Below are 26,397 nucleotides of genomic sequence, written 5' to 3' on the forward strand. Positions count from 1 at the left end.
CCTGTCATCGCAGAGCGGCTGAAAATAGCTGCACCAATCTAGCAATTCCTTTTGGCTCAAGGTAGGAATCCATAGGTGGCGGGACGATCTTTTAGGTCTTTTCCGAAGTGGATCGGTTTTTGTTTATAATGAGGACCCGCGATCCGAGTATCCAAGATGGGTCGGTCATCGTTTCGACGCTGAACCACCCTGCTTCCCCCCACCTGAATTGAGGTTTTACACCACCATGCAACGCAGATCTTTTCTCGCCAATAGCTCAGCCGGGCTGGCCGCAGTTGGAATCGCCCAGGCTGCCGGAACAGGAGCAGCAGCATTGGACGACAAGCCGACCGTCATCGGTATCATGGGTTGTTCTCGTGGCCGCGACTTGCTCCGAGATTTCCTAAAGATGTCTAATGTTCGGGTGAAGTATGTTTGCGATCCGGATTCCGGTCGGCTCGCAGGGGCGGCAAAGGTGGCCACCGATGCGGGACAGAAAACCGAGGCCATCGCCGACTTCCGCAAGATTCTCGACGATAAAGAAGTGGACGCACTTATCTGTGCTGCTCCCAACCACTGGCACGGCCCGGCGACCATTATGGGTTGCAATGCAGGTAAGCATGTTTACGTCGAAAAACCTGCCTGCCATAACCCCCAGGAGGGGGAATGGATGGTCGCTGCAGCAGCGAAAGCGAATCGATGTGTACAAGTCGGGACGCAGCGACGTAGCGGTCCTGGATACCAAGAAGCAATTGCGAAGCTTCATGCAGGGGTTATCGGAAAAGTCTATTTGTCCCGCTGCTTCTTCAATCGATTGCGAGGGTCGATCGGATCGGGTAAAGACGAAACACCCCCTGACACACTGGCGTACGATCTTTGGCAAGGACCTGCACCGAAGCGGCCCTATCGCTCGAATGTGGTGCATTACAATTGGCACTGGTTCTGGCATTGGGGGAATGGAGAACTCGGCAATAATGGCGTTCACGGTCTCGATGTCTGTCGATGGGGATTGCAAGTCGATTACCCAATTCGAACCGTTTCCAGCGGCGGCCGTTACTGCTACCAAGATGACCAAGAGACGCCCGATACCCAACAGGTAGCTTGGGAATTCGAAGGAGGAAAGCAAATCACCTACCAGGGGCTTTCATGCACTCAGCATCCTCCTGGCTCGCTCGTTTCCTTTTATGGAACGGAAGGCTATATGGAGATCGACGGCGATGGCGTCTACTCGATCTACGATGCGAAGAATAAGTTGGTAGAGTCGGGAGGAAAGAAAGCGTGGGGACAAGAAGAGCATCTGAAAAACTTCATCGATGCGATCCGTGCCAACGATCCTAAGATGCTCGCACAGCCAATTCTGAGCGGCCACCAAAGTACCCTCCTTTGCCACCTTGGCAATATCGCACAGCGCGCAGGGGAAGTGGTAAAAACAAACGCGAAAAACGGGAAATGGTCCGACGGTGCATTGCCTAATGAATACTGGCGCCGAGAGTACGATCCGCAATGGGAGAAGTGGATTGTCTCGTGAGGACACCGGTAGCGATAATCCGTCCGACTTGGGTTCCATCCCTTCCGAATCGTCGCAACTCGATGCCCGTACCGCGCTGTTGATGAGGGAGTTCGAATGCCGTTGGCCCCTGACAGAGTGGACGAGGAAGACCGTCCTCGTCGGGGTCAGCGGTGGCTCGGACAGCATGGCTTTGCTCGAATTGATACTCCGACATGCCGAGGATTTCGATCGGGTCAAAGTTCTTCATTGCAATCATGGATTGCGAGGGGACGAGAGCGACCAAGACGAAGCCTTCGTGATCGATACTTGTTTGGAACGAGGAATCGAATGCCTATCGGTCCGAATCGACCCCTCCGAACTCTCCTCGTCGAGCGAGGAAACATTGCGAAGGATTCGATTCAAGCACTATGTAGAGGCTGCTATGGCTTTTGACGCTCGCTGGATTGCGCTGGGCCACCATCGAGACGATAATCTCGAAACGTTTTTTCTTCGCCTTTTTCGCGGTTCAGGCCCTCGAGGGCTTTCTGGAATCCCCTTGCGGCGATCGGTTCCCACGACCGATGGTCGGCCGCTGGAGATCATTCGACCCATGCTTTCTATTTCGAAATCCGAGTTGGAAGCATGGCTTGCAGATCAGGGAATTCCATTTCGAGAGGACTCCAGCAATCGGCTCGGAATCTACCAACGTAATCGATTGCGGAACGAACTGCTCCCGATCCTGGATTCGCTTTATGGGCAGGGATGGAGAAAGCACGTACTCCAGGTCATCGATTCGATGACAAACCAGACCCAATCAAGCGAACTTGAGGCGAATCGCATTTTGGCGGAGCACTGGAATCGCGCTTTGCCAACAAAGGATATATCCCTCCCTCTTTCGATTTTTCAGCAGGCGGATTGGAACGTCACTCGCGAAATTGTCCTGGCCATCTGGCATACCCAGCATTGGTCGCTCCGCCCCTGGACACGCAAACACTGGCAACGTTTGCAACAATTCTTTGCGGTTGCATCTCAGACGCCCCACCCAAAACGGATCGAGTTGCCAGGCAAGATCGTCGCGAAAGTTCGAAAGGGCGTTATCACCTTCGAACAAACTACAGATGCGTAATACGCCCCTTCGAAGCCCGCTTAGGAATCGGCGACGATCTGCGAATCAGAATGTTATCTAAGAGAGTCACCAAACTAGCCAGGAGGAGAGCACCCGCCAAGAGCCAGAGACCTGTCGCAATCCACGTTATGCCTGCGAGCCAACCCAACAATTTATCGGGAGCACTTCGCCATATCCAGCCGAGGAGAAAGATCGAAACAATCAATAGTGCCGAGCCAATCCAATAAGCCATCGCAATGGATTCGTTCCCCAAGGAGCTACGGTCCGTTTCGCTCCTGCCGTCGTTTGGAATTGCTGGGATAATCTCGAGTAAAGTCCATCGGAGCTGCGGCCAACGGTTGTTTAAGACTACCAAAAACTCTTCTAGAGCATCGAGAGACGAAGCATCATAGATGCTAGGGGAGCGATCCGTCTCGAAGACTCCGTATGGCTCGATCGCCGCTCGAATCACATCTAGCAACCAACGATGTGCGAAGCTCCCCTCTTCGATTGTCGAGGGAATCCATTCCAAAGACCCTTGCAACAACTCAAGCGTCCGAGGTAAGCGATCGTCACCCGAAATCAACTCGGGTGCTTCGCGGTGTTTTGGAGCAACCGGGATGGATTCCCGATCTGATCCGTCGGTTGCCACACGAAATGCAATATATGCAGGGATACCCAAAGGGAGCCGTGGAATTTGAAGAGTGATCGTGTCGTCTTGTTGTTCCCAGGAAGCCAATTCGCCATTCACTCGGACATCGAAGACTTTAACACCTGGAAGGAGCACATAGGTCCGGGAATTTTCGGTTCCTGAAATCCAATAATCTACTCGCGTGAGGGAAGGACCACCGGTTTGGGACGGGCTCTGCCAAACAGAGACGAATTCGATGGGTCGATTCCTTTCCTCGTTGGTTCCTGATGTCGAACGTTGGAGATCCGCCTTGCTCAACTGGTGTTGTGCCAGCCAATCCTTGACCATCGCCGTCGGGAATGCGATCGATGGCTGATCGATGACTCGAAATCGATCGGAACTCGCGACCAGAGCTTCGAGTTGTTTCTCGGAGAGAGTGAGCTGAAGCGACCAATCGACGGATTGTTCTGTCGCCTCCGCTGTGTTCATATCGATTTGCCACCAACTAAAGTCGCTGATAGGACTGGGGATCTGTGCAATCGGACGATCGCATCGAACGCTCTCGTAGGCACCCGTCGGCAGCTCGATGGTCAGTTTCGACCGGGTTTCTTGCGAGACATTGTTTCGACCCCTGACGATGACATCGATGCGATCGCCCGCACCACTGGGCTCGATTTCCCATCGAACATCCGATACTTGAAGAGGTCGCCGAATTTTCCATTGAATGCGATCGGACTGGGCGAGCATGGCGATCGGATTGCTCGCTCCTTTGCCGATATAACTACGAACAGAACCATCCTGCGAAGTGATTTGAATGGAACAGAGTTCACTTGCTGCGATGTCGATCGATTGAGATTGTTCCGCAATGGTTAAGACGGGGCTTGTCACCCACGGCACCTCCACTTCCGACTCCGAGTTTCGCTTTTCCGCGCGAAGTTCAATCTCGTAGTTTTCTGTTAATTGACGCTCCGCGAACAATTGCACTCGGTTAGGACTCTGGGGCCCCTGAGAGTTCTCCAAGTTTTGTACGACGTGCAGGTTTCCAAGTCGGTTTCGGTGGGATGCATCCGTCACGATGAAACCGCGTGGCAAAACGAGTTCCAAGCTATCTGAATTGGTCGTTCCCAACGTATCGATGCGGACATTGATCGATTGAGATTCAGGGAGGAGTGTCCACCGCGTTGAGACGCGGGCCTGCATTGTGGGAACCGCCGAAACTCTCTTCAATGCGCCGAAACCGCCGCTCGCGGGGAATCGAAGAGACGAGGCGCGCGGGTTGGAACTGTTTTGAAGTTCGGGCCAATCCAAACGTTCTCGTTCGTTGATGGCAGGGATCCACGTACTAACCTGTTCCAAATTCCACTCCGAGCCGGGAAATCGAGCGTAGCGCAGCGTGCTCGGTCGTACGCGTCGATCAACACACTCCGCAAACAATACGTTTAAAGCTAAAAGGGATTTGTCTCGCAGCCCCCACAGTATGGGAATATCAAATTGCGATTGTGATAACAATTCGCGGTCCACTTCGAACACGTATCGACGCCGAGAAAAGGTGCTGGCCGGCTTTGTATCCACTAACGTGACTCCTCCCCATCGGTTGCCGATGGGTTGCCAAGGATCATCTGCCTCCATCTCAAAAGTCCGCTCCCAATTCGATCCCTCGGGGATGCGCAAAACGGTTTTGGCGCGAATGTTCGAATTCTGAAGGAACAACTCGATGTTGAGTGACGGAGGAGTCAAGGCATTCGATGGCGAAGGAACCGTCAGGTTGTTCGCGATCTGAAAGCGAGTCGATCCGCGTAGCGAGGTCTTATTCCCCAAGGCGACCAGATAGCGTCCCGGAGAAGGGTTGGTAATTCCTCCCACCGACTCGACATCGATTTGAATCGCTGGGTCAAGCGATTCGACTTCTACAAATGCATTCGGGCAAGGAAGTAATCCCAATTCAAAGGCTTGGGTCGTCGCCTCATCGCCTCGGCCTGAAAGACTTGCGGGGGGGTCTTGTGTCACCCATTTAGGACTTAGTGTCAATTGCACAATACGCCTCCCTGCCCTCTCGGGAACCCACTCAATCCCTTCGGGTTTATGTTGATAACGCAGCACGTCTTGATCATCGACCGTGATGCGAATCAACGACGCCTGGGACGTCGCTACGGGAAACTGGATCGGCACACCAGCTTTGCCGATCCACAGATCGTATACCATCGTGATTTGATCAGGAATCGCAGTAGGTCGATTGCGAAAATTGACTTTCCATTGGAACCGCGACGAGTAAATGAGGTAATCCGTAGCAGGGGTGCCCTTCAGAGCCGACAAAAGTTGATTCGGTACATAAATCGAATCTCGCAACACTTCGCCGTTGCTATCAAGTGGAAAGAGAATATCGGCATTTGCTCCAGGTGCGGAAACGTCAATCGATTGCCCTAGCCCACTACTAGACAAGGGAACTGACAAACAGCAGGCCAACAGAACTCGCATCGCTGACACGGCTTCGATTTCGCGGCTGGCGTTGGAGCCCTCCCAATTGGAGTTGGGGGTCCGACTGGCATGAATGGGCTTGGTTCGTTTTTTCTGCAAAGAAGCGAGGATCGCAGAGGTAACTAATCCTATAAAAAGTCCGCTGACTATCGTCTCGATCAATTTCACTCCTTGCCATTGCATGGCTGCGAAACCGATCGCTGCACCAGCGGCAATACACAACACAAGTGCTTGCACCCAAGCAGCTTTTCCGCGTAGGACAACAGGCAGAAGGATAAAAAGGAGCATTGCAAAGCCTCGCACGGCGCGATGCAATCGCCCATCTACCACGACGATCGTCGCTGGACTGTCCATGCTGCGGACCGAATCGACGTGCGTCCAGTCGGAAAACCGCAGTGCCACATCGGAATCAAGTGATGGCAACGCCGGACTCAAATTCTTGGAGGAGGCTGCTTTTGAGTCTTTTCCAGAGAGAAATGCGATCGATTCTTTCCACCATCGAAAACCGGAATCCGGTTCCCAGAACAAGGCATCTTCGTCCGCATCGTCGCTTCGAATCGCGAGCGAACTATGGAGGGGCATCCAGAAATGGGCCAGGCTGGGGAGACTCGATCCATTGAGCAAAATTTCCGGTGCAGCGAGGGACGTACCATCCCATCTTTGGAACCAAGTCAAGGGAAAGGGGGAACGGTCGATGGAATCCGCGGTGAATTCAAGCACTTCGGTGTACAACCGCGTTGCGTGGGGGGGTGTTGTGACATCCGTTTGAATCTGTCCGGATCGAATCCGAATGGTGCCCTTGGTTTGATCGGGTTGGACCCAGAGATCGTTAGCATCCGTAAGCCACCGAATCGATGCAAAATCGATTTTCCACTCCGGTCCGATTGCAACTTCGTAATCGGTGAAACCAACCGGAGGCAAGGAAAGATGGGCGACCAACCGTCTCATGCCATCGGAGTCCGTGAGATAGTGCGTCACTAACTTCGCCGCAGGGGTCGCGTACGAGCCTGAGTTCGTCGAGCGTCGGACGGTCAAGGGGATTCGGTAATCGAGCCTCTCGCCTTGCAGTTGTCCCTGCGCGTCCAGTTGCCAAGCGTCCCTGTCCCCCATACCTTCGACGGTTACTAGTCCGTCAGAAAGTTCGACCGTATGTTGGACTTGGACGGCGGAATCGAACTGTGGCAAAGGAATCGCGGTATTGACTTCCGCCATCGGAATTTGATTCTCGATCAAGACCACCAGCGAGGGAAGTTCGGGCCCAAGCCGAATCGAGAACGACTCGTTTGTGGCATCCACTGGCAGAACATCGAGCCATTCTTCGGAGATCTTGTTTCCGAGCGAAGGAGTGGTTACTCGTCCCACGATCCAGGGTTGCTGTTGCTTTGGGATACGAATAGGAACCTTTTGCTTTCGACTCACAGGTTCCCAGTCCAATCGATGCTTTACCTGGAGTCTATGGTTGTCGATTTGATCAACCTTCGTGCGTATCCTTACTTTCGTCGGACGTTCGGATCGCCTCTCTTGGATCACCAGCCTGTTGTCATTCCAACGCCAAATGGCAGATTTCTCCGACGAAGTGATGAAGGACCGTTCCACCGAAGAAAGGGAATCGAGAGGTACCGATGAGAGATGCTGGAGGTTGGATAGAGTCAGATAGTTCGGTATGTTTTCCGCCACTAGCCAATGTTCCACCGAACTCCCCGCGACACGTATCCACCCACGCGTCGACTCCGAGAGAGCGCGAAAGGATCTTGTTTCTCCCGCGAGCGATTCCTGTGGATCGAGTTGAATATCCACGGCGCCCGATACTCCGGCCAAGTTTTCTTGGGTTAATCGGATAGATACCCTCGGTGAATCCGGTTTCGATACGACTTCCCAAGGGATCGTTCGTTTGGTTTCGGACTCGAGAACATCTAGAATGCCCCACCCCGTTTCAAGCTCCAGAACCAAATCCTGGGCGAACAACCGCTTGGCAGGCTCATTGGTTGGGACAACTCGTCCCCAGAATGCGACACTCCCTTCCGACCCCATGATCTTGTTCAAAACGCGCAGCGTTGGCGCCCGTGGATTCGATGTCATCACCATTTGAATCGTGCACGGTTGGTCCCACCATTGAAAACGGAGCATGTTGGGTGCTGTCGATTCAAGGAATTGGCTGCCGGGCGCACTGATCGATGCCAATTTATGATGGTTGCCCAAAACCACTTGGCTTTCCCCGCGGAAAACGAACGCTTTGTCGAGGGCTAGCGCAGGCAATGGCAAGGCGTTTCGAATCGTATCGCTGGAACGAACTGAATCATTAGTAGGATGCGGGACATAGAGCCACGGCTCTGCGCGGTAGGACCATTCCACGATCACTTGTAGTCGTCCAGCCCTCGGAGGTGTCAAATTGCTCAACGCACTCCCAGTTACTTGGATCCATTCTCCATCTTGACTCCAGTCCAATTCCTTTCCTGCTGCAGAAACGCGTCGGACCTTGCCCGGAGATTCCAGCTTGAACCGAAGCATTTTATCGAGGGTGGGTACATCCCATTGAAGCTCCATTGTTGCTCGGCAGTCGAGAAACTGATCGCTGAATCGATACTCATTCAATTGCTCAAGCACAAGATGCTCGAAGGACGACCCTTTCGCTCCCCCGTTTTTCCCGATCTCGTTTCCGAAACCCGGAGTCACCACTTCAAACGAAACATTCTCTACTCCTCCCAACTCGATAAGCCAAAGCGAATTGGAAGCTGTATCCAAACTGGTCCGTTCAAAACCAGGGCGAACTTCAGCGGGCACCCGACTCAAACGCGCATCAATTTCATTGGCGTTCAGGATGAGTCGTGCTGGAACATTCGCCCGAACGACTTGAGTGTTCGGAGGCAAGGTCAAGAGAAGACAGCTATTGGTACAACGCGGGATAGCCGTCTCGTAACGAAGAGACGACGTGGGCAGTGTTTCTCCCCGCAGCGTCCAACTAAATGGAAAATCAATCGGCTTGCTGGCTGCCGCGAGCGAATCGCTGTGGAGTTTTAAAAGGGGCGTACCTGCTTCGTCGAATCCCCACTGCGGTTCTAATCGCCTGTTACTTGGAGCCACTCTCGGGTCAGAGGAAGCTGGAGATACTGCACGATCGGACCCAGGTGTGAGGGCAAACCCCCACGGGGCAAGTCGCAAACGTTCGGAAAGCATGGACCCGCGCGAGACTCGAATCATCGATCGAGTGGACACCAAATCCGGACCTACCAGTCGAGCGGAATAGATGGCATCGAGTAGTTCGGGCGGACGCTGTGGATTGGCCGCTTGGGGGTCCGAGGACTGAAAAGGTTTTAACAACTCGGAGAGCTCGTCCAACGACCGGGTTGTGTATTGAAGGTCCAAACCATCCAGTTGATTTAGATCCTCCAGAGGGAGAAAAACGCGACGGTAAGGAAGCTCGCTCTTCTTGTTAGACTCCTTCTCTTGGGAAAAGCCTGTGCGCTGCAATCCGCACAATACGAAAAGCAACACAAGACAGTACCATGGCGTCCGCCGGGCGAGTGGCCTAGCGAAGATGTGATTTTGAATTCGCACAGAGCTCATTGCCGGCTCCCGTGCGAGCCCATCTCCCCCGCCACCGGACCTCCTGCAATCACCTCAGCACCAGGAGCGATGGTGGTGAGAACTGACTTGGAAGCACTACCGGAAGGCGACTCACTGCGCGAGTCCATGCGTGATCCCGACACCGAACCCGCGAATGTTCCTCGACCTGCAAAAACACTTTTCTTTCTGGCGTTGCGATCGAGAAGCCATTCGACGAAGGCGTAAATCAACAGTATTGCACATGACACCACCATCGATTGAGTCACCAAGATCGTTATGTCTAGCGACCATGAAATCAAACCTGCCAAGAGAGGGATCGCGACGATCAAAACAATCGCTTTTCTATTCCACCCATTCCTCAGGAGCAACGAACTTAATGTCAAGGTGAGCAGCGCGAGCGGGGTCCACAAGAGGAATCGAGGTATGAACGTCGCATGGACAGCTTCCTTCGTGTCCAAGGAAATAAGAGAGTATTGATTGACCTGTTGCCCAACATCGGGTTGCACCGAAGCCCCTATTTCCTTCTCTAGATCGCTTTGTGATCGAGTGTCCTGTCTCGCCATCCAGACTTGATTCCAACTCCATTGATAATCGGGCAGGAGTGAATCTGAGGTCGAAATCAGATGCTCGGAAGAGGGCGTGACGAGTTGCCAAACACACGGAGCCCGTTCGAGATTGCTATTCAAGATCCGAACCTGTGGCATCTCAATCCTCTTCCACCAGGACGACGGATTCGCGGGCCACGAGAAGAGTTCTAAGACATAGGCGTTCTCACTATCGGCCCCCGATGGTTCTCCAGCATCACTGGGTAGCCTCGGGGCGTTGCTTAAATCGATTCGATACGAGTTTTGTCCGGACGATAGGAGAGAGAGCTCGCAGGGGGCATGATTCAGTACCGCCTCGATATCTTCGGAGAGGGATGCATCGAGTTGGATTTCGACCGTCGGTTGTGAGCTTCTGAACTTAACAACATAGCGGTGGCGATTGGTTCCAGGTTTCGTAATGGTTTGTATCCACACGCGATCGACGTTCACCGAATGCGCGATCTGATTTTGCTCGGGCACCAACGTCACGTCGAGGCAAGGGGCGTCGAGCGGAAATGTTATCTTGGTTTGCGTCCACAGATCTTCACCGATGCGAATCTCTGTTTGGGAACGATTTAACACGGTGGTGTTGAGCAACACGCGGGTGCTCGGGCGGCTCTGAAGCAATCCGACGGGATTCCCATAACGAATAGGGGCTTTTAGATTCGAAGTGTCTAGGTGAGCAAAGAGTTGCTTCAACGAATCGGCCTCATCGGCATTCCGAGGAGGTGGACGGAGCGCTCCTAAGGTTATCAGCCAAGTAAAGTCCCCCGTCGCTGTTAAGTAAACTTGCTGGGGAATTTCAATGCGGGTCCATTCCACATGATCCTTCAAACTCGGGTATCTATCCCCCCACATGCGAGCTTCGTCCACGGAAAGACGCTCGATTTTCGTTATAGCGACGCCATTGACATTGAGGTCGATTGCAGAAGCAAAGTTAGACGACTCGGAATCTGCGATCCAAGCTTTTGGAACCGCGAGAAGCAAATGGTCTGGAAAGGTACCACGGATCTGTAACAACCAATCTTGCTCCACTTTCCATGAGCTCTCCAATGCGGTCGCGCGCAGCGTACTGGTACCCTCGATGAATGGCTCGAGCGGGATCGATAAGAAGTCGCAACGGGTCGAGGCTTTATCGCCGCGCAGCTGCAATCCGAGGGAAAATCGAGGAATGCCTTCCCTCGGATTGATCATCCTGGCATCTCGCAGTGCCTGTTCCAATGTCGGCGCCGTGACAGTGGTCAGTGACCAACGACTTCCCTCCGCCTGAACATTCGTTGGCGCAAGGCTTGCGAGCGATGAAAAAAGCGAGAGACTCCCCGAGGGACTCCACGTCGAACGCTGCTGACTCGATTCGTTTAGCCAAGTGAGTACCGGCAAGTCGAATCCCAGTGGAGAGGATTCATTCGATGCCCCTTCCGCGGTCGTCGGTGAACTGATTTTGTAGGACATCCTCAGTTGAATGCGCCGAGTGGGAGAACCTTCGGTGGACGTCGTCGCCGTCACGGTTCCCGTCGCTCCTTCACTGGATTCCGCCCAATCGCTTAGGCTCAACGGGATAATTGTATTGTTCCCCGCTGCAGCGTCGGCGTCGGTAAAGGCTAACTCCCGCCCGGTCGACGCGACGGTAACACGTTCGACGTCCCAGCCTTTGCTCTCTAACTGAAGAAATGGAAAACCACGCGGGTCATCTCGGAATTCGAGCGTTCCCGTCAATTGCCATCGATCGGGAAAGAGCCAAACCCGATAGTCCATACGAATCGAAGGGGTGATTTGTGGCTCGAGCAATCGACATCGAAGCGAAGTGGCTTGATCCAACACGCGGAATGAGTGCTGAATGAGGTCGTTGGACTCCGGTGCAACTGTGCGCTTGTTGAATTCCACCCCCGACTGGGAATCCCACAATAACGTTCTCGATCGGGGTAAGACCAACTCGACATTTCCTCCGTGCCGCTCCACTCCAGCTACCAATGGTATGGAGAACAGATTGTCCGATTCCACCTTGGGGGATTCCCAAGTCCAATCGAGAGGAAACTCCAGCTCGAAGCGAGAGACCGACTCGTCGATCATCAAATTGAATGATGGTGCGCCATCTTCGCCGGTGCCGAGGGAGTTCAAGCGGTATCCAGCGACGGGTGGCACCTCACCCGATGACTCCCTGGCGACTCCTCCCTTGGGAAGTTGGATCAAGAATTGTCTTCCACCAAGCCTCTTTGGGCCGCGAATGGTGATGCGCGAGCTGGCATCAAATTTTGGATTCCCTGAAGATTGCGTGAATTTGGTCACGCTGATTGCCTCGGTCGCTTGGACGTTGTCGGAAGCGGCGCGCCGAGTCCATATCAAGTCGATGGAGCCGCCCGAGGCTCGGATTCGGTAATGGGTAAAGGGAGCTGCCCCGGGAATCGGTTCGACAACTTCCGATCCAGCACCGGTGACGTTGAGATCCCATTCCCCTTCAGGAAGATGCAGATCGACCACCGTCGTCGCGGTAGGAAGATCCAATCGGACTTGGCTTGACTGAACGGTTGTCTGCACCTTCGCGACGGCTTGAAAGGAGAGCGAACGTTCCAGAATCTCCGAAGGCTCTAGCCTCCACTGGTAGCCGGTCGCCACCGAAGCCAGACCGATCGCGAATGGAGAATTGTCTTCGGGTGGGAGCAGTTGAATGGCGCCTAGGGCGAGTGGCACACTTCCCCATTTTCGATTTGGGGAGTTCAACCTCGCCTTCGCTGTTCCGCGGATCCTCGCAACATTCTCTTCGATCTGCAGATCGAGATTGAGCATTTCCAGAATGGCCTGACTATCGGCGGAGGCATCGTTGGATGCCTTGAGGAACCGCTCGAACTCCTCGAATCGGACCTTCGGAACGAGGATCGATTCTCCTTTTTCGTTCTTGAGTAGAACAAGGTCGGGACGCAATCCTTCGGGTACGCTTTGGAGCAGATCGTCGGCCGGTGGCATCGGCATGAGCTCCGGTTCCTGCGCCGAGAGATTTGTCGCGTGCAGGAGCCAGACCCCCAGGAGGCCACACAGTAGCATCAACACACAGCGGAAGAAGGCCGTCAAGGGTCGCGGCCTAGCTCTGCGATCCGTTGACGATTGTTGAAGCACAATATCTGCCTTGGTGAGGAGCTCGAATTCCACTGGGACATAGACGTCCTATTCTACGCAATCAGCAAGGTCAGTTGAACGTGGCATCGCTTCCAAGTGCAAAATGGGGGCTACTCCTCCCGTTACAGCCCGATCGACCGCCCTAATCGGACTCCGATCCGCCCGACCAGAGACCTTGCGTGCGGATTTTCCAAGTCCAGCATTTTCGGATGGAGGCGAAGGTTGTCGCTGAAACAGGACGCTCCATGCGTTACAATATGGTTCCCACCGTTCCCCTCCCTCCCCTTTGACTGCGTGCAATGTTCCCACCGCGTGCAATTTTCACATTCCCAAGTGGATCGACGCTCCGTGAATCGAAATGTTTCCGCTCGCTGCGTCGAATGCCCTTTTATTGGGCTGCGGGCATGGCGTTGCTCTTCGTTGCCCCTCTCGCAGTGTTCTCCGATGATTCGCTAGCGTCGAGCGAATCAAACGAGGAACTCGTCGCCACCGCCGCGCAAACGGAGTTTTTTGAGAAGAGAATTCGACCGATCCTGGAGTCGCACTGCATGGAGTGCCACACCGAGGCTGAGAAAAGCGGGGGGCTCTCGCTAACCCATCGGGGCTCTCTGTTGCAAGGTGGGGATACCGGTCCCGCCATCGAATTGCAGGAACCGTCCCAAAGCCTGCTTCTCAAAGCGGTCCGTTATCAGGACGAATCGTTGAAGATGCCACCTAACGGGAAGCTATCCGATCAAGAAATCGCTTGGCTGGAGGAATGGGTAGGACAAAAAGCGCCCGATCCCCGTCCTGAACCAAACGATGCGCCCGCTACTCCCCTCGAAGGGATGAGTATCGAAGAAGGACGTGAGTTTTGGTCCTTTCGACCGATAAATCCTCCCCATATCAGTTCGCTTTCTTCCGAGCATCTCGATGTGGCAAATGCCCCGACTACCCCAATCGATCTTTTCATCGAGCGCAAATGGGCAGAGGCAGGCCTCACCCCAGCACCCGAAGCCTCCAGACACGTTTGGCTTCGACGGGTGACCCAGGATCTAACCGGCCTCCCCCCCTCTGCGAGTGAGATCATCGAATTCGAACAAGACGATGCACCTGATGCCTACGAAAAAGTAGTCGACCGACTGCTGAATTCACCGCAATATGGGGTCCATTGGGGACGTCATTGGCTCGATACGGTTCGATATGCAGACTCCAACGGTCTGGATGAAAATTTAGCGTTTGGTAACGCTTGGAGATTCCGAGATTATGTCATCCATTCCTTCAATGCGAACAAACCGTTTCACCGATTCATCAAGGAGCATCTCGCAGGAGACTTGCTTGACGATGCCTCGGTCGAATCGCAAACCGGTACTGGATTTCTGGTTCTCGGTGCAAAGGTGCTGGCGGAGCCCGATCGCGAGAAGCTAAGTGTTGACACGATCGATGAACAGATCGACACAGTTGGGAAGGTGTTCTTAGGGTTGACGTTCGGCTGCGCTCGTTGCCATGACCACAAGTTTGATCCGGTCAAGCAGGAGGACTATTACTCGCTGGCTGCGATTTTTCAAAGCACGCGTACGTTTGCTGATTCCAACACCGGAGCGATTCGCCATTGGAATGAGATCTCCATTGCATCGGACGAGGAACGCAAGGAGATCGCAGAACTGAATAAAGAGGTTGCAGCAAAGCAAGCGGCGTATAACAAAGCCAAAAGCTCTGCCATGGAGGAATTGCGACAAAACACCCGAGCCAAAGTCCTGGACTATCTTTCCGCATCGATGGAATTGAAACCGGATTGCACGCTTTCGCAATGCGTCCCCCTCGCGGAGAAGTACTCGCTCCACCCACGCGTTTTGTTGAATTGCCGACTGTATCTTGCTCGATTCGCGGACGGCGAACTCTTTCGCGTTTGGGATGACTGTTACCAGCGGCAAGCTCGCGATGAAATGCTGAATCACTACCGAGTTCTGTTCGACCCGAAATCGGACCAACCGGAGGAGTCCAAAAAAGCCGCTGCGGCCGCCTTGGCCAATCCCACCGGATTTCTCGCGGTACCAGCCAAATTTGAACATGCGCTCACCGAGGCGCAAATTCAAGAGATCAATCGTCTAGCCGAAGAGGCTCGACTGTTCGAGAGTGCCGCAAAGGACGAGGCGGCCGTGATGGGCGTTCGCGATGCCCGTGTCACGGACGAAATGCCGATCCACATTCGTGGAAACTATCTTTCGCGCGGACGACTCGTTTCCAGGTCTTTCCCAAAGGTACTACTGGGCGAGCGCGAAAAGCCAATCTTCCATCGCCAACAGAGTGGGCGACTCGAATTGGCCGAATGGCTGGTCGATCCACGCCACCCTCTTACGTCGCGAGTGGTCGTGAATCGGTTGTGGGGATGGCACTTCGGACGAGGTATCGTTTCGACCACAGAGAACTTTGGTTTGCTCGGTGAGAAGCCGACACATCCTGAGCTGCTCGATTTCCTCGCCCGCGATTTTCTGGAATCGGGATGGTCGATGAAAGAGTTTCACCGCATGGTTGTCCTCTCCAGAACGTACCGAATGGATTCCTCCCATCCGCAAGAAAAAGAAATGGCGGAAAAAGATCCCGAGAATCGGTTGCTGTGGAAATTTCCGATGAGGCGGCTCACGGCCGAGGAGATCCGCGATGGAATTCTTTTTCAACTCGGAGAGTTGGATCTGCAGCTGGATGGAAAGACGGTGCCTCTGCGCAATCGACAGTTCGTGTTCGATCACACGTCGATCGATCATACCAAGTACGACATGCACCGAAGGACTGCCTACTTTCCGATCATTCGCAATAACTTGGCCCCCATTCTCCAGCAATTCGATTTCCCGGATCCGACGATGCCAACCGGGGCTCGCAATACGACTTCTGTTGCGCCTCAATCTCTATTGCTTATGAATGCGCCTTGGATTCTCGAAGCTAGTCGCCGCGCCGCGGTAAGACTTCTGGACCGAGAGCCTTCCGATTCCGCCCGGCTTCATGCAGCTTTCCAATCGAGTTTGGGGCGCTCGCCGACCGAACGAGAAACGGGAATTTTTTCGAACTTCCTGCATGCCGATTGGCATACCGCAACGGGGGAAACGGAGCCCCGCGATCGGGAAGCCATGATTTGGTCACTCGTCCTTCAGAACCTCGCCATCAGCAACGAGTTTTTTTATGTTCGATAATCGACGACAGTTGCTTCAATCCTCCGCAGCGGGATTTGGATATTTAGCTCTCCAATCGTTGCTGGCGTCGACGGGGTATTGCAACCAGCCATCCAACAATCCACTTCGTCCAAAAGATCCTCACTTCCCGGCGAGGGCCAAGCGGATTGTTTTTCTCTTTATGAAAGGGGGGCCGTCGCACGTCGATACGTTTGATCCAAAACCCGCGCTCGATCGCGACGATGGAAAGCCACCTCCGTTCGCACTGCCACGCGTTGTATTTGCAGCGCAAGGCAACTTGCTCAAGTCTCCTTGGAAATTCAAGCAGCATGGACAGTCGGGGCTTCCGGTCAGCGAGTTGTTTCCGAATGTTGCCAAGCACGTGGATAAGCTATGTGTTCTTCGATCGTTGCATGGTAGCAATCCAGCACACGGCGGCGCGTTACTGAAAATCCATACGGGGAGTGACCAGTTTGTACGCCCCAGCATGGGTGCCTGGGTCAGTTACGGATTGGGGACGGAGAATCAAGACCTTCCCGCATTCGTTACGATTTGCCCCACCTTAGCTCATGGCGGCGTGAACAATTGGGGATCAGCGTTCTTGCCATCTAGCTATCAGGGGACGCCCATTGGAAACGCGAGCCTGCCAGCCACCGCGGCCACGGTGGGTAACATCCGAAATCCGATGATCGATTCAGCAGTCCAACGAAAACAATTGGATTTACTACGCGAGATGGAGTTTGCGGAGACTTTGCCAAGCGATCGAAATCGAGAACTGGATATCCGATTGGATCACTTCGAACTCGCCTACCGGATGCAGAATTCCATTCCGCGCATTCAGGATCTGGCGTCCGAGTCCGAAGCTACCATGCGTCTCTACGGCATGGACGATCCGATGACGGAGAATTTCGGGCGGCAATGCCTGCTCGCCCGACGATTCCTCGAAGAAGGAGTTCGATTCGTTCAAGTCACCCATAGCGACAGCGAGGTGCAGTGGGACCAGCACAGCGACCTCTATTTGGGACACACCAAAAATGCCGCCGAAGTCGATCGCCCCATCGCCGGGCTGCTGACCGATCTGGAACAACGAGGATTGCTCCAGGATACTCTCGTCCTGTGGGGAGGCGAATTCGGTCGAACTCCTACCTCCCAAGGAAACGGCCGGGATCACAATCCTCACGGCTTCACCATGTGGATGGCCGGAGGGGGTGTCAAAGGAGGATTCGCCTACGGTGCGACCGACGAATACGGGTATTACGCCGTCGAGGACAAGATGCACATACATGATCTTCACGCCACGATCTTGCATCTGCTCGGATTGGATCACGAACGGCTGACCTATCGCTATGCAGGACGTGACTTCCGATTGACCGATGTCGCAGGTCAAGTCGCGACAAAGATCTTGGCATAAGGGGTTTTACGCCGGAACGTCGACTCCGAAGTAGCGGTGCAAATATTCTTTGCGATCCTCCGCTTGCACATATTCGACCAACGCGTAGAGCTTCTTCTGATCGCGTTGGAGCTTGGCAGAGCGGTCCGCATCGCTCGCTAGCGTCGCCGGAAGCGGAGCCTGAACGGTGACATTGGAAAGATCGTTTTCATCTTCGATGACACCGTACCGTTGCAACATGGAGAGCGCGGTTTCCAAGCGTCGATCTTGTTTGCGACGATCGGACAACCGCTCGCGCAACCATTCCAGTCCAAACGCGCGGACCTCCACCGTGTCGAATTTCAAAAAGTCATAAACCCGATGGTAGAAATCAGCGTCGGGATTGCTCCACTGATTGAATTCCATCTGTGTGAGCAAATCATCTTGCGAATATAGCAGGGTGCAGAGGGACGGTTCGCCATCGCGTCCAGCACGACCAATCTCTTGGTAGTAGGATTCCAGCGAACTCGGGACCTCGGCATGGAGGACGAAACGTATATCCTCTTTATCGATTCCCATCCCAAATGCATTCGTGGCTAGAACAAGTGGTGCATCCCCACGCATGAATCGATTTTGAATTTCGTTTCGGCGGTGCCTTGGTAAATCGCCGTGATACTGGATGTGTGGGATTCCTCTCTTCCTCAACCGTTCACTCATCTCTTCGAGCTTGCGAATGAGCGTGAAGTACACGATTCCAGGTCCCCGCGGCCAGCGATCGACCGTTTTCGCGATCGCATCGAGCTTCTCATCAACTCCCCACACGGTTTCAACTGTCAGCTCGAGATTAGGACGATCAATTCCCTCGTGAAAAATTTTGCAGTGCAATCGAGTCTCATCGCTACCAGACAATCCTAGCTGCTCGATGATATCGATTTGGACATCGCGAGTTGCCGTCGCCGTTAATGCAATGGTCGTGGGATCGCCGAGCACTCGGCGAATCTCTCGCATACGCGAGTAATCGGGACGGAAATCGTGCCCCCATTCGCTGATGCAGTGGGCCTCATCCACAGCCATTAGAACGATGTGCCTGGAACGCAAGACATCGAGGAAGTCGGGCTTTCGAAATCGCTCGGGAGTGACATAGAGAAGTTTGAATTCACCACTCTGAATCCTTCGGTATCGGTCTTCACGCTGCTCGCGACTTAGCAATGAATTGACCATCGCTGCTTCGATTCCCTTGCGGTTCAACGTATCGACTTGATCCTTCATCAAAGCGACCAAGGGCGAAATTACGAGAGTCAACGGAGGAAGAGAACCACTCTCTTGTCTCGATTCTCCCGCGAGTACCAAGGCGGGGACCTGAAAACAAAGAGACTTCCCACCACCGGTAGGCATCAGGACGAGCGAATGCTCGCCAGCGAGAGTCCTCGCGATTACCTCGCCTTGGCAGCCTCGAAACGCCTCATAGCCAAAGGAATCGCGAAGGACATGATAGGCCTCTTTCATCCCTACGCTTCGATCTTGGAACCGAGTAGCTTTGCAAATTGAGAAATCCAAGCGGGGTGGGCTGGCCAAGCAGGGGCGGTGACCAAGTTGCCATCGGTGTGTGCCGAATCGAATCCTTCGCTCGGAGCCATGTACTTCCCACCCGACGCGACGACTTCGTACTGGCAAGCGGGATAGCAACTGCAGGATTTGCCTTTCAGTACACCAGCCGCTGCTAGGATTTGGGGTCCATGGCAAATAGCGGCGATCGGTTTATTGGTCTCTGCAAAGTGACAAACGATCTCCAGTACTCGAGCATGAAGTCTCAAGTACTCCGGTGCACGGCCTCCGGGGAGCACCAAAGCGTCGTAAGTCTCCGGTTTCACGGAATCGAAGTCTCGGTTCAATCGAAATCGGTGCCCCGGTTTCTCCGAATAGGTTTGATGACCTTCGAAATCATGAATCGCTGTTGAGACGAAATCACCAGACTTCTTATCCGGGCAAATTGCATCGCACTGGTGACCAATCATCCCTAGCATTTGATAGGGAACCATCACTTCGTAGTCTTCGACGAAGTCACCGACGATAAAAAGTATCTTTTTGGAGGCCATATCCCTGTTTCCCTTCGATCTTGGTGCACGGAATCCGAATACGATAACAAATCCCACCCATTGCCTAAAGGAGTGTTTGGCACTCGACCTCCGACCTTTTGTCGCGGGTCGCGATCGGTTACGCTTTTCACATCACTCCACATTGCTCCCTCCCCGCAACCAAAACACCATGGGCAATCTCGCCAAGGCTTGGATTCAGCTTCATCCCAACGACAACTGCATCGTCGCATTGCGGTCGCTTCAAACCGGCGAAACGGTCGAGAACAGCGTTAATTCCACCTTGGTCCGGCAGCCGATTGACGCTGGCCATAAAATGGCGATCCAATCGATCCAGCGGGGCGAGAGCATTCTGAAGTACGGCTGGCCGATCGGCGTCGCGACAGAGCCCATCGCTGCAGGAACTCATATCCACGATCACAATCTCAAGTGCGAGCATCGAATGGACTATGAGGGGCTCGCATCCATGACCCCCGAACCACCCCAACCGCTTGTTGGCAAAACATTTGAAGGTTATGTACGACCGAACGGAAAAGTTGGGACGCGGAACTACATCGGTATTATCTCGACAGTCAATTGCTCGGCTTCCGTATCACGTTATATCGCAAATCATTTCACCCCTGAACTGCTGAGCCAATACCCTAACGTCGACGGTGTCGTCGCTTTCAAGCATGACAGCGGCTGCGGATTGGCTTATGAGGGGATCAAACACCGAACATTGAGCCGTGTCTTAGGTGGCATTGCGAAGCATCCGAACATCGCGGCTTATCTGCTGATCGGTCTTGGGTGCGAACAGAATACGCTCGGGCATCTGATGAAGGCACAGAGATTGGTTTCACTTCGCATGCCAGGGCAGTCCACCGCTGCGACGATGGACATTCCAATTCTTTCGATGCAGGACATCGGCGGAACGGCAAAGACCGTCGCAAAGGGTGTCGAACTGGTTCAGGAGCTCCTTCCGATCGTCAACAGCTATCGACGCACGACCGTTCCTGCCAGCGAACTTATTCTTGCGACTAAATGCGGTGGTTCGGATGGTTATTCAGGCATCACAGCCAATCCAGCTCTTGGAATCGCATCCGATCTACTGATTGCAGCTGGAGGTACCTCGATCTTGGGAGAGACTACCGAGCTGTACGGAGCGGAGCAGCTCTTTACAAAGCGAGCTGCAAACGAAGCGGTTTCTCGCAAACTGCTCACCAAGATGGAATGGTGGATTGATTACACAAAACACTACCATGAAGAATTCGACAACAACCCATCCCTTGGGAACAAGGCGGGGGGACTCACCACCATTATCGAGAAGTCCCTCGGAGCTGCTGCCAAAGGGGGGAGCACGGCGCTGCAAGACGTGTACGAATACGGTGAAATCGTCGACCGCAAGGGGCTTGTGATTGTCGACTCACCGGGGTTCGATCCTGTTTGCGTGACCGGAATGGTCGCAAGTGGCGCCAATGTCGTTGTGTTCACGACTGGCCGAGGAAGTTGCTTTGGGTGCAAACCTGTTCCCAGTATCAAAGTCGCAACCAACAGCGCCCTCTACCGACGTATGCCCGATGATATGGACCTTAACATGGGAACCGTTCTGGAAGACGAAAGCCTGCAGGACGCCGGCGAGCGCTTGTTTAACGAAATCCTAGCTACTGCCAGTGGAAAGAAGACGAAGAGCGAATTGCTCGGATACGGGGACGACGAATTCTGCCCCTGGCCAATCGGCCCGACTCTTTGATCTATTAACGCAATGCAACCTGATCTCGGGATCCTTTGAGTTAAACCAACGCAAAAGGATCCGCGAGAAAGGTTTCTTAACTTGCCGGACAAAAGTTGGTTGCAGTCCCAACGCGACTCGTGCAGCGTTTTACTTCTTCGCCAACATCGTCTCGACTTGGTTGACGATGTTCTCTGGGGTGATCTTGAAGTGCTCGTAAAGTTGGTTCGCTGGTGCGGATGCCCCGAAGGTGCTCATGCCAACGAATTTACCATCGATACCGATGTATTTATCCCAACCGAGTCGAATGCCAGCCTCACATGCGACGCGAGCCGTGATCGAACTTGGCAATACCGTCGCCTTGTAGGAATCGTCTTGCTCGTCGAACAACTCCATGCACGGGACGCTGACGACGCGAGCCTTGATACCCTTGGCTGCAAGTAGTTCTTGGGCTTTGAGGCAGATGGGGATCTCCGATCCCGTTCCAAGAATCAGTGCCTGTGCTTCGCCATCGCATTCGCTCAAGACATAAGCGCCCTTGAGTACTCCTTCGGCAGCCCCGTATTGGGTGCGATCCAAAGTCGGTACATTCTGTCTCGAAAGGACCATGGCAGTGGGATGATTGTCGATGCTCAAGGCCGCTTTGTAGGCGAACAGCACTTCGTTCGCATCCCCAGGGCGGAATACGTACAGCCCAGGAATTGCGCGGCATGCTGCCAAATGTTCGACCGGTTGGTGGGTCGGGCCATCCTCGCCCAGACCGATCGAATCGTGCGTCAACACGTAGAGGACCGGCTGATGCATGATGCTGCTCAATCGCATCGACGGTCGCATATAGTCGGTGAAGACGAAGAAGGTCGCGCCGTAGGCTCGTAGTCCCGAAAGACTCATTCCGTTCAGAGAAGCCGCCATGGCATGTTCGCGAATACCGAAGTGCATATTGCGGCCCGTATAGTTAGCGGACCCAAAGCTTCCGAAGCCATCCAAGTTGGTCATGGTGGAAGGAGCCAAGTCCGCGGAGCCGCCAAAGAGGCTCGGAAGGTTGGGAGCGAGCATGTTCAACACCTTGCCACTGCTCACGCGCGTCGCCAAACCCTTCGCATCGGTCGCGAACTCTTTGAGTCCGGCATCCCAGCCTGCCGGAAGCTTGCGATCGATGATGGATTGAACGTCCGCAGCCTCCTTCGGAAACTTCGCTTTGTATTCGGCAAACTTTGCCATCCAAGCGGCCGAAGAGGCGGCACCCTTTTTACCGATAGTATCGGCGAAGACTTTGCGGGTGACGTCGGGCACATGGAACTTCTCATTCTCAGGCCATCCATATGCCTTCTTCGTCAATTTGATTTCTTCATCACCGAGCGGTGCCCCGTGTGCTCCGTGGGTGTTGGCTTTGTTGGGAGATCCGAATCCGATCACCGACTTTACGATGATCAAGGTTGGACGATCCTGGGTCGATTTGAAGCTCGCGAACGCTGCCTGAAGTGCAGACAGGTCGTTGGCGTCGGCGACTTGAACAACGTTCCAACCAAGACCTTGGAACTTAAGGGCTACGTTTTCACTGTAAGCTAGATCCGTGTGCCCTTCGATAGTGATCCCGTTGTCGTCGTAGATCCAGCATAGGTTCGACAGCCGCAAGTGACCGGCGAGCGAGGCTGCCTCGCAAGCGACACCTTCCATCAAATCGCCATCACCGCAGAGTGCGTAAACGTTGTAGTCGAAGAGATCGTATCCAGGCTTGTTGTAGGTCGCTCCGAGAAACTTGGACGCGATCGCCATCCCAACCGAATTCCCGACTCCTTGACCTAGTGGTCCGGTAGTCGTTTCGATACCCGTCGCGTATCCGAATTCTGGGTGACCTGCGCAGGGGCTATGCAGCTGACGGAAATTCTTCAGGTTATCAAGCGTGAGAGCAGGTTCGGCAGTCACGTTTCCATGCGCATCGACATTGCGAATGCCCGCGAGATGGATCAACGAATAGAGGAGCATGGACGCATGGCCGCACGAAAGAACAAAGCGATCGCGATTCGGCCAAAGTGGCTGAGCTGGATCGTAGTTCATCGCGTCGGTCCAAATCTGAAACGCGACAGGAGCCAGAGCCATCGGTGTACCTGGGTGCCCGCTATTCGCAGCTTGCACGCCATCCATGCTAAGGGTTCGAATGGTGTCGATAGCGACTTGGGTTGGGCTGGTAACGGGTGCGTTCATAGATGGCCTGCGGATTAGTTGAGTTAATCAAAGAAGTGGCGTGCATCATTAGAACTCCGGGAAAATCCCTCTCCGGAGACCACTTTCTAAGACCGGAAGAATAACGCTTTCGAAGAGGTTAGGCAATGAGTCCTGACGGGACGGAAACAGCCGGTGGATGGGGGGGATTCTCGACTCGCGGGGCGGGACATCTCTGATAGAATCTCAACGACACTCAGGACTCGTAACGCAAACCCTTCATCAACCGAACATGTCTGAATATCGAATCGAAGTGGACTCCATGGGCGAGGTACAAGTCCCCGCCAATGCTTACTACAGCGCTCAAACTCAGCGTGCCGTCGAGAATTTCCCCATTTCAGGCTGGGAGCTCCCGATCCCCCTCATCCGAGCGATGGGAAGAGTGAAATTGGCATGCGCGATCGCCAATCACGATTTGGGAAAGCTGACGGGTTCCGGAAAAACACGATTGAGCGAAGAGCAAGTCGCTGCGATGAAATCCGCTTGCCATGAGGTGATCGACGGGAAAATGGACGGCGAATTCCCGATCGATGTGTTCCAAACCGGCTCCGGTACCTCGAGCAACATGAATGTGAATGAGGTCATCTCGAACCGAGCGATCGAGATATTGGGGGGGGATCGATTCTCCAAATCGAAACCAATCCACCCCAACGACCACGTCAATATGGGGCAAAGCACCAACGATACTTTCCCCACTGCTATTCACGTTGCAACCGCAGTTGAAATTGAGACCAAGTTGATCCCGATGCTGAAGCGATTTCACGAATCACTTCAGGAGAAGGCCAGCAAATGGGATCGGGTTATCAAGATCGGACGAACCCACTTGATGGACGCAACGCCTCTTCGGCTGGGGCAAGAATTCGGAGGGTTTGCACGCCAAATCGAGCTGTCGATCGAGCGTGCCAAACAAGCCTTGAAGGGTGTTTTGGAACTGCCCGTGGGTGGAACCGCCGTAGGAAGTGGGATCAACACCCACCCCGAATTCGGTGCGCGCGTAGCCAAAGCGCTCGCCGACCAAACGGGAATCCCATTCATCGAGGCGGTCAATCACTTCGAAGCCAACGCCCAACGGGATGGATTGGTCGAATCGCACGGCCAGATCAAAGCGATTGCCATGACTCTTTTCAATCTATCGAACAATATCCGTTGGCTTGGATCAGGACCTCGTTGCGGGTTCTACGAAGTCATTTTGCCGGATCGCCAACCTGGCTCTTCGATCATGCCCGGAAAAGTGAACCCTGTAATGTGCGAAAGCATGATGCAACTCACCGCCCGCGTCATGGGAAATGATACGACGATGACTCTATGCGGCGCATCGGGAGGCAATTTCCAGCTGAATATCATGATGCCCGTGATGGGACACGCCATGTTGGAGAGTATCATGTTACTCACCAACGGTGTCGGAGCGTTTATCGAGTTCTGCATGGACGGACTGGAGGCCAACCCGGAAGCGTGCGAGGCGAGCGTCGAGCAAAGCTTGTCCATGGTAACGAGTTTGAACCCACACATCGGATACGAGAAAGCGGCAAAGCTAACCAAGGAGGCGTTCGCATCCGGCAAAACGATCCGCGAACTTTGCTTGGAACAAAATGTGCTTCCGAAAGAGACGCTCGACGAAGCCCTTGACCCGTTCACAATGACCGAACCCCAGGCGTAGCTCGCCCGCTGCGTGCTCGGTCGATTTGGTTGACAGAAACTAGCCGATCGATGAACTGGCCCATCGATGAACTGGCGCAACGATCGTTTTGCCGAGGCTCTCGCTACATTTTGCAAGCCTGGGTGAATGATGGTTCACTCCGAGCAGAGCAAACAGCAGCACTTTGCGTAGAGCATAGTGGGGCGAAGCCACAGAGCGTGGAATACCAAAAGTCGCGATCATCCCATTCCTTTCCAACACCTCCTGGCTCGTGGTCAGTGGGTGCAAGTCCCCGGAGTTCCTATCATGCGAAACCAAACCATGCGTTCCCTGATCTCTCTTTGGTGCAAGCCCTTGCTCATTGGATGCATTGCTTTGTTCGGTTCCACAGGATTGAGTGCAGCAGAACCTCGTTCCTTTGAGTTGCCTCTTTGGAAGGATGGAGCCCCAGGTGCATTGGGGAGCGAGCCGAAGGACATTCCCTTGGCGATGGTACGTCTTCCGGAAAGCGGTGCTCCGACCGCTGCCTTGGTGGTTTGTCCTGGAGGTGGTTACGGGAATCTCGCAATGGGGCATGAGGGTCATGAGATCGCTGCTTGGGCGAATGAACTCGGGATGGCGGCCATCATTTGCGACTACCGACATCGCAACAAAGGCTATGGCCACCCAGCTCCGATGCAAGATGCGATGCGAGCCGTCCGATTGACGCGAGCTATGGCAAAGGAGTGGAATATCGATCCGAATCGGGTCGGGATTATGGGGTTCTCGGCAGGCGGCCACCTTGTTTCGACGGTACTAACTCAGTTCGATCTTGGGGACGCGAATTCAACCGATCCCATCTTGAAGCAATCCAGCCGACCTGATTTCGGAGTCCTTTGCTATCCGGTGATACTGTTTGGGAAACCGAAATCGCATAAAGGAAGCGAGAACAATTTGCTTGGAAAATCTCCGGATCCAGAGTTGCTAGCATCGCTGCAGAACGCGGATCGCGTTACGAAGGAAACCCCTCCGACGTTCCTTTTCCACACGATGGAAGACACGGCCGTACCTCCTGAAAACTCGTTGGAGTTTTACGCGGCGATGGTGAAAGCGGGCGTGCCGGGAGAGCTACATATCTACGAAAAGGGTCGGCATGGTGTCGGTCTCGGGAAAGCAATTCCTGCTACTGGTGATTGGTCCAACGCACTCCAACGCTGGCTGGCTTCTCGTGGCATTGTTGAACTCACTGCACCGGTAAGTTCGGGCCGCAAACCAGCGACTTTGGAAGCGAAAGAATAGCAATCC

The 26,397-nt window shown here is 54.0% G+C and carries 12 protein-coding genes; 7 read left to right on the top strand and 5 right to left on the bottom strand.

Annotated features, from left to right (window positions below; all coding sequences use genetic code 11):
- Window positions 1-226: 226 nt before the first annotated feature.
- On the top strand, window positions 227-1,507 hold the full coding sequence (locus VN12_RS00290) for a Gfo/Idh/MocA family protein (RefSeq protein WP_146674950.1): 1,281 nt from the start codon (window positions 227-229) through the stop codon (window positions 1,505-1,507).
- Complete coding sequence (tilS, locus tag VN12_RS00295; protein WP_168164107.1) at window positions 1,497-2,594, top strand: tRNA lysidine(34) synthetase TilS; 1,098 nt, start codon at window positions 1,497-1,499, stop codon at window positions 2,592-2,594. The genes VN12_RS00290 and tilS overlap by 11 nt, the downstream gene beginning before the upstream one ends.
- Here tilS and VN12_RS00300 read toward each other — a convergent pair.
- Complete coding sequence (locus VN12_RS00300; protein ID WP_146674952.1) at window positions 2,581-9,171, bottom strand: hypothetical protein; 6,591 nt, start codon at window positions 9,169-9,171, stop codon at window positions 2,581-2,583. The genes tilS and VN12_RS00300 overlap by 14 nt on opposite strands.
- A 68-nt stretch (window positions 9,172-9,239) precedes the next feature.
- On the bottom strand, window positions 9,240-12,794 hold the full coding sequence (locus VN12_RS00305; protein ID WP_146674953.1) for a hypothetical protein: 3,555 nt from the start codon (window positions 12,792-12,794) through the stop codon (window positions 9,240-9,242).
- 524 nt (window positions 12,795-13,318) lie between these two features.
- Between VN12_RS00305 and VN12_RS00310 the strand changes: the two genes are divergently transcribed.
- Together VN12_RS00310 and VN12_RS00315 are read left to right on the top strand one after the other, a co-directional pair.
- Window positions 13,319-16,105, top strand: coding sequence for a PSD1 and planctomycete cytochrome C domain-containing protein (locus VN12_RS00310; RefSeq protein ID WP_168164109.1), 2,787 nt, complete (start codon window positions 13,319-13,321; stop codon window positions 16,103-16,105).
- Window positions 16,095-17,495 (top strand): DUF1501 domain-containing protein, encoded by a 1,401-nt coding sequence (locus VN12_RS00315; protein ID WP_146674955.1) that lies wholly within the window; start codon window positions 16,095-16,097, stop codon window positions 17,493-17,495. The genes VN12_RS00310 and VN12_RS00315 overlap by 11 nt, the downstream gene beginning before the upstream one ends.
- A 6-nt stretch (window positions 17,496-17,501) precedes the next feature.
- On the opposite strand, the gene VN12_RS00320 is transcribed toward VN12_RS00315, so the two are convergent.
- Entirely contained in the window at window positions 17,502-18,959 is a 1,458-nt protein-coding gene (locus tag VN12_RS00320; RefSeq protein ID WP_146674956.1) for a RecQ family ATP-dependent DNA helicase, read from the bottom strand.
- Between the two features lie 2 nt (window positions 18,960-18,961).
- On the bottom strand, window positions 18,962-19,549 hold the full coding sequence (locus VN12_RS00325) for a DJ-1/PfpI family protein (protein ID WP_146674957.1): 588 nt from the start codon (window positions 19,547-19,549) through the stop codon (window positions 18,962-18,964).
- A gap of 169 nt (window positions 19,550-19,718) precedes the next feature.
- Here VN12_RS00325 and VN12_RS00330 point away from each other — a divergent pair, with 169 nt between their 5' ends.
- Window positions 19,719-21,275, top strand: coding sequence for a UxaA family hydrolase (locus VN12_RS00330; RefSeq protein WP_146674958.1), 1,557 nt, complete (start codon window positions 19,719-19,721; stop codon window positions 21,273-21,275).
- 129 nt (window positions 21,276-21,404) lie between these two features.
- Here VN12_RS00330 and tkt read toward each other — a convergent pair whose 3' ends face one another.
- A complete protein-coding gene (gene tkt, locus VN12_RS00335) occupies window positions 21,405-23,459 on the bottom strand; it encodes a transketolase (protein WP_146674959.1) in 2,055 nt (684 codons plus the stop codon).
- Between the two features lie 250 nt (window positions 23,460-23,709).
- Here tkt and VN12_RS00340 point away from each other — a divergent pair, with 250 nt between their 5' ends.
- Window positions 23,710-25,134: a class II fumarate hydratase gene (locus VN12_RS00340; protein ID WP_146674960.1), complete on the top strand. Its 1,425-nt coding sequence runs from the start codon at window positions 23,710-23,712 to the stop codon at window positions 25,132-25,134.
- Window positions 25,135-25,419: 285 nt separating this feature from the next.
- On the top strand, window positions 25,420-26,391 hold the full coding sequence (locus VN12_RS00345; protein ID WP_240491274.1) for an alpha/beta hydrolase: 972 nt from the start codon (window positions 25,420-25,422) through the stop codon (window positions 26,389-26,391).
- The last annotated feature ends 6 nt before the right edge of the window (window positions 26,392-26,397 follow it).

It is taken from the genome of Pirellula sp. SH-Sr6A, assembly GCF_001610875.1.
In the GTDB taxonomy this organism is placed as follows: Bacteria; Planctomycetota; Planctomycetia; order Pirellulales; family Pirellulaceae; genus JBKCUI01.

Excerpts from the sequence above, each read along its gene's own strand:
- VN12_RS00315 (WP_146674955.1), top strand. The coding sequence starts at position 16,095 with ATGTTCGATAATCGACGACAGTTGCTTCAATCCTCCGCAGCGGGATTT.
- tkt (WP_146674959.1), bottom strand. The coding sequence starts at position 23,459 with ATGAACGCACCCGTTACCAGCCCAACCCAAGTCGCTATCGACACCATT.
- VN12_RS00320 (WP_146674956.1), bottom strand. The coding sequence starts at position 18,959 with ATGAAAGAGGCCTATCATGTCCTTCGCGATTCCTTTGGCTATGAGGCG.
- VN12_RS00305 (WP_146674953.1), bottom strand. The coding sequence starts at position 12,794 with ATGCCGATGCCACCGGCCGACGATCTGCTCCAAAGCGTACCCGAAGGA.
- VN12_RS00345 (WP_240491274.1), top strand. The coding sequence starts at position 25,420 with ATGCGAAACCAAACCATGCGTTCCCTGATCTCTCTTTGGTGCAAGCCC.
- VN12_RS00330 (WP_146674958.1), top strand. The coding sequence starts at position 19,719 with ATGGGCAATCTCGCCAAGGCTTGGATTCAGCTTCATCCCAACGACAAC.
- VN12_RS00325 (WP_146674957.1), bottom strand. The coding sequence starts at position 19,549 with ATGGCCTCCAAAAAGATACTTTTTATCGTCGGTGACTTCGTCGAAGAC.
- VN12_RS00340 (WP_146674960.1), top strand. The coding sequence starts at position 23,710 with ATGTCTGAATATCGAATCGAAGTGGACTCCATGGGCGAGGTACAAGTC.
- VN12_RS00290 (WP_146674950.1), top strand. The coding sequence starts at position 227 with ATGCAACGCAGATCTTTTCTCGCCAATAGCTCAGCCGGGCTGGCCGCA.
- VN12_RS00310 (WP_168164109.1), top strand. The coding sequence starts at position 13,319 with ATGCCCTTTTATTGGGCTGCGGGCATGGCGTTGCTCTTCGTTGCCCCT.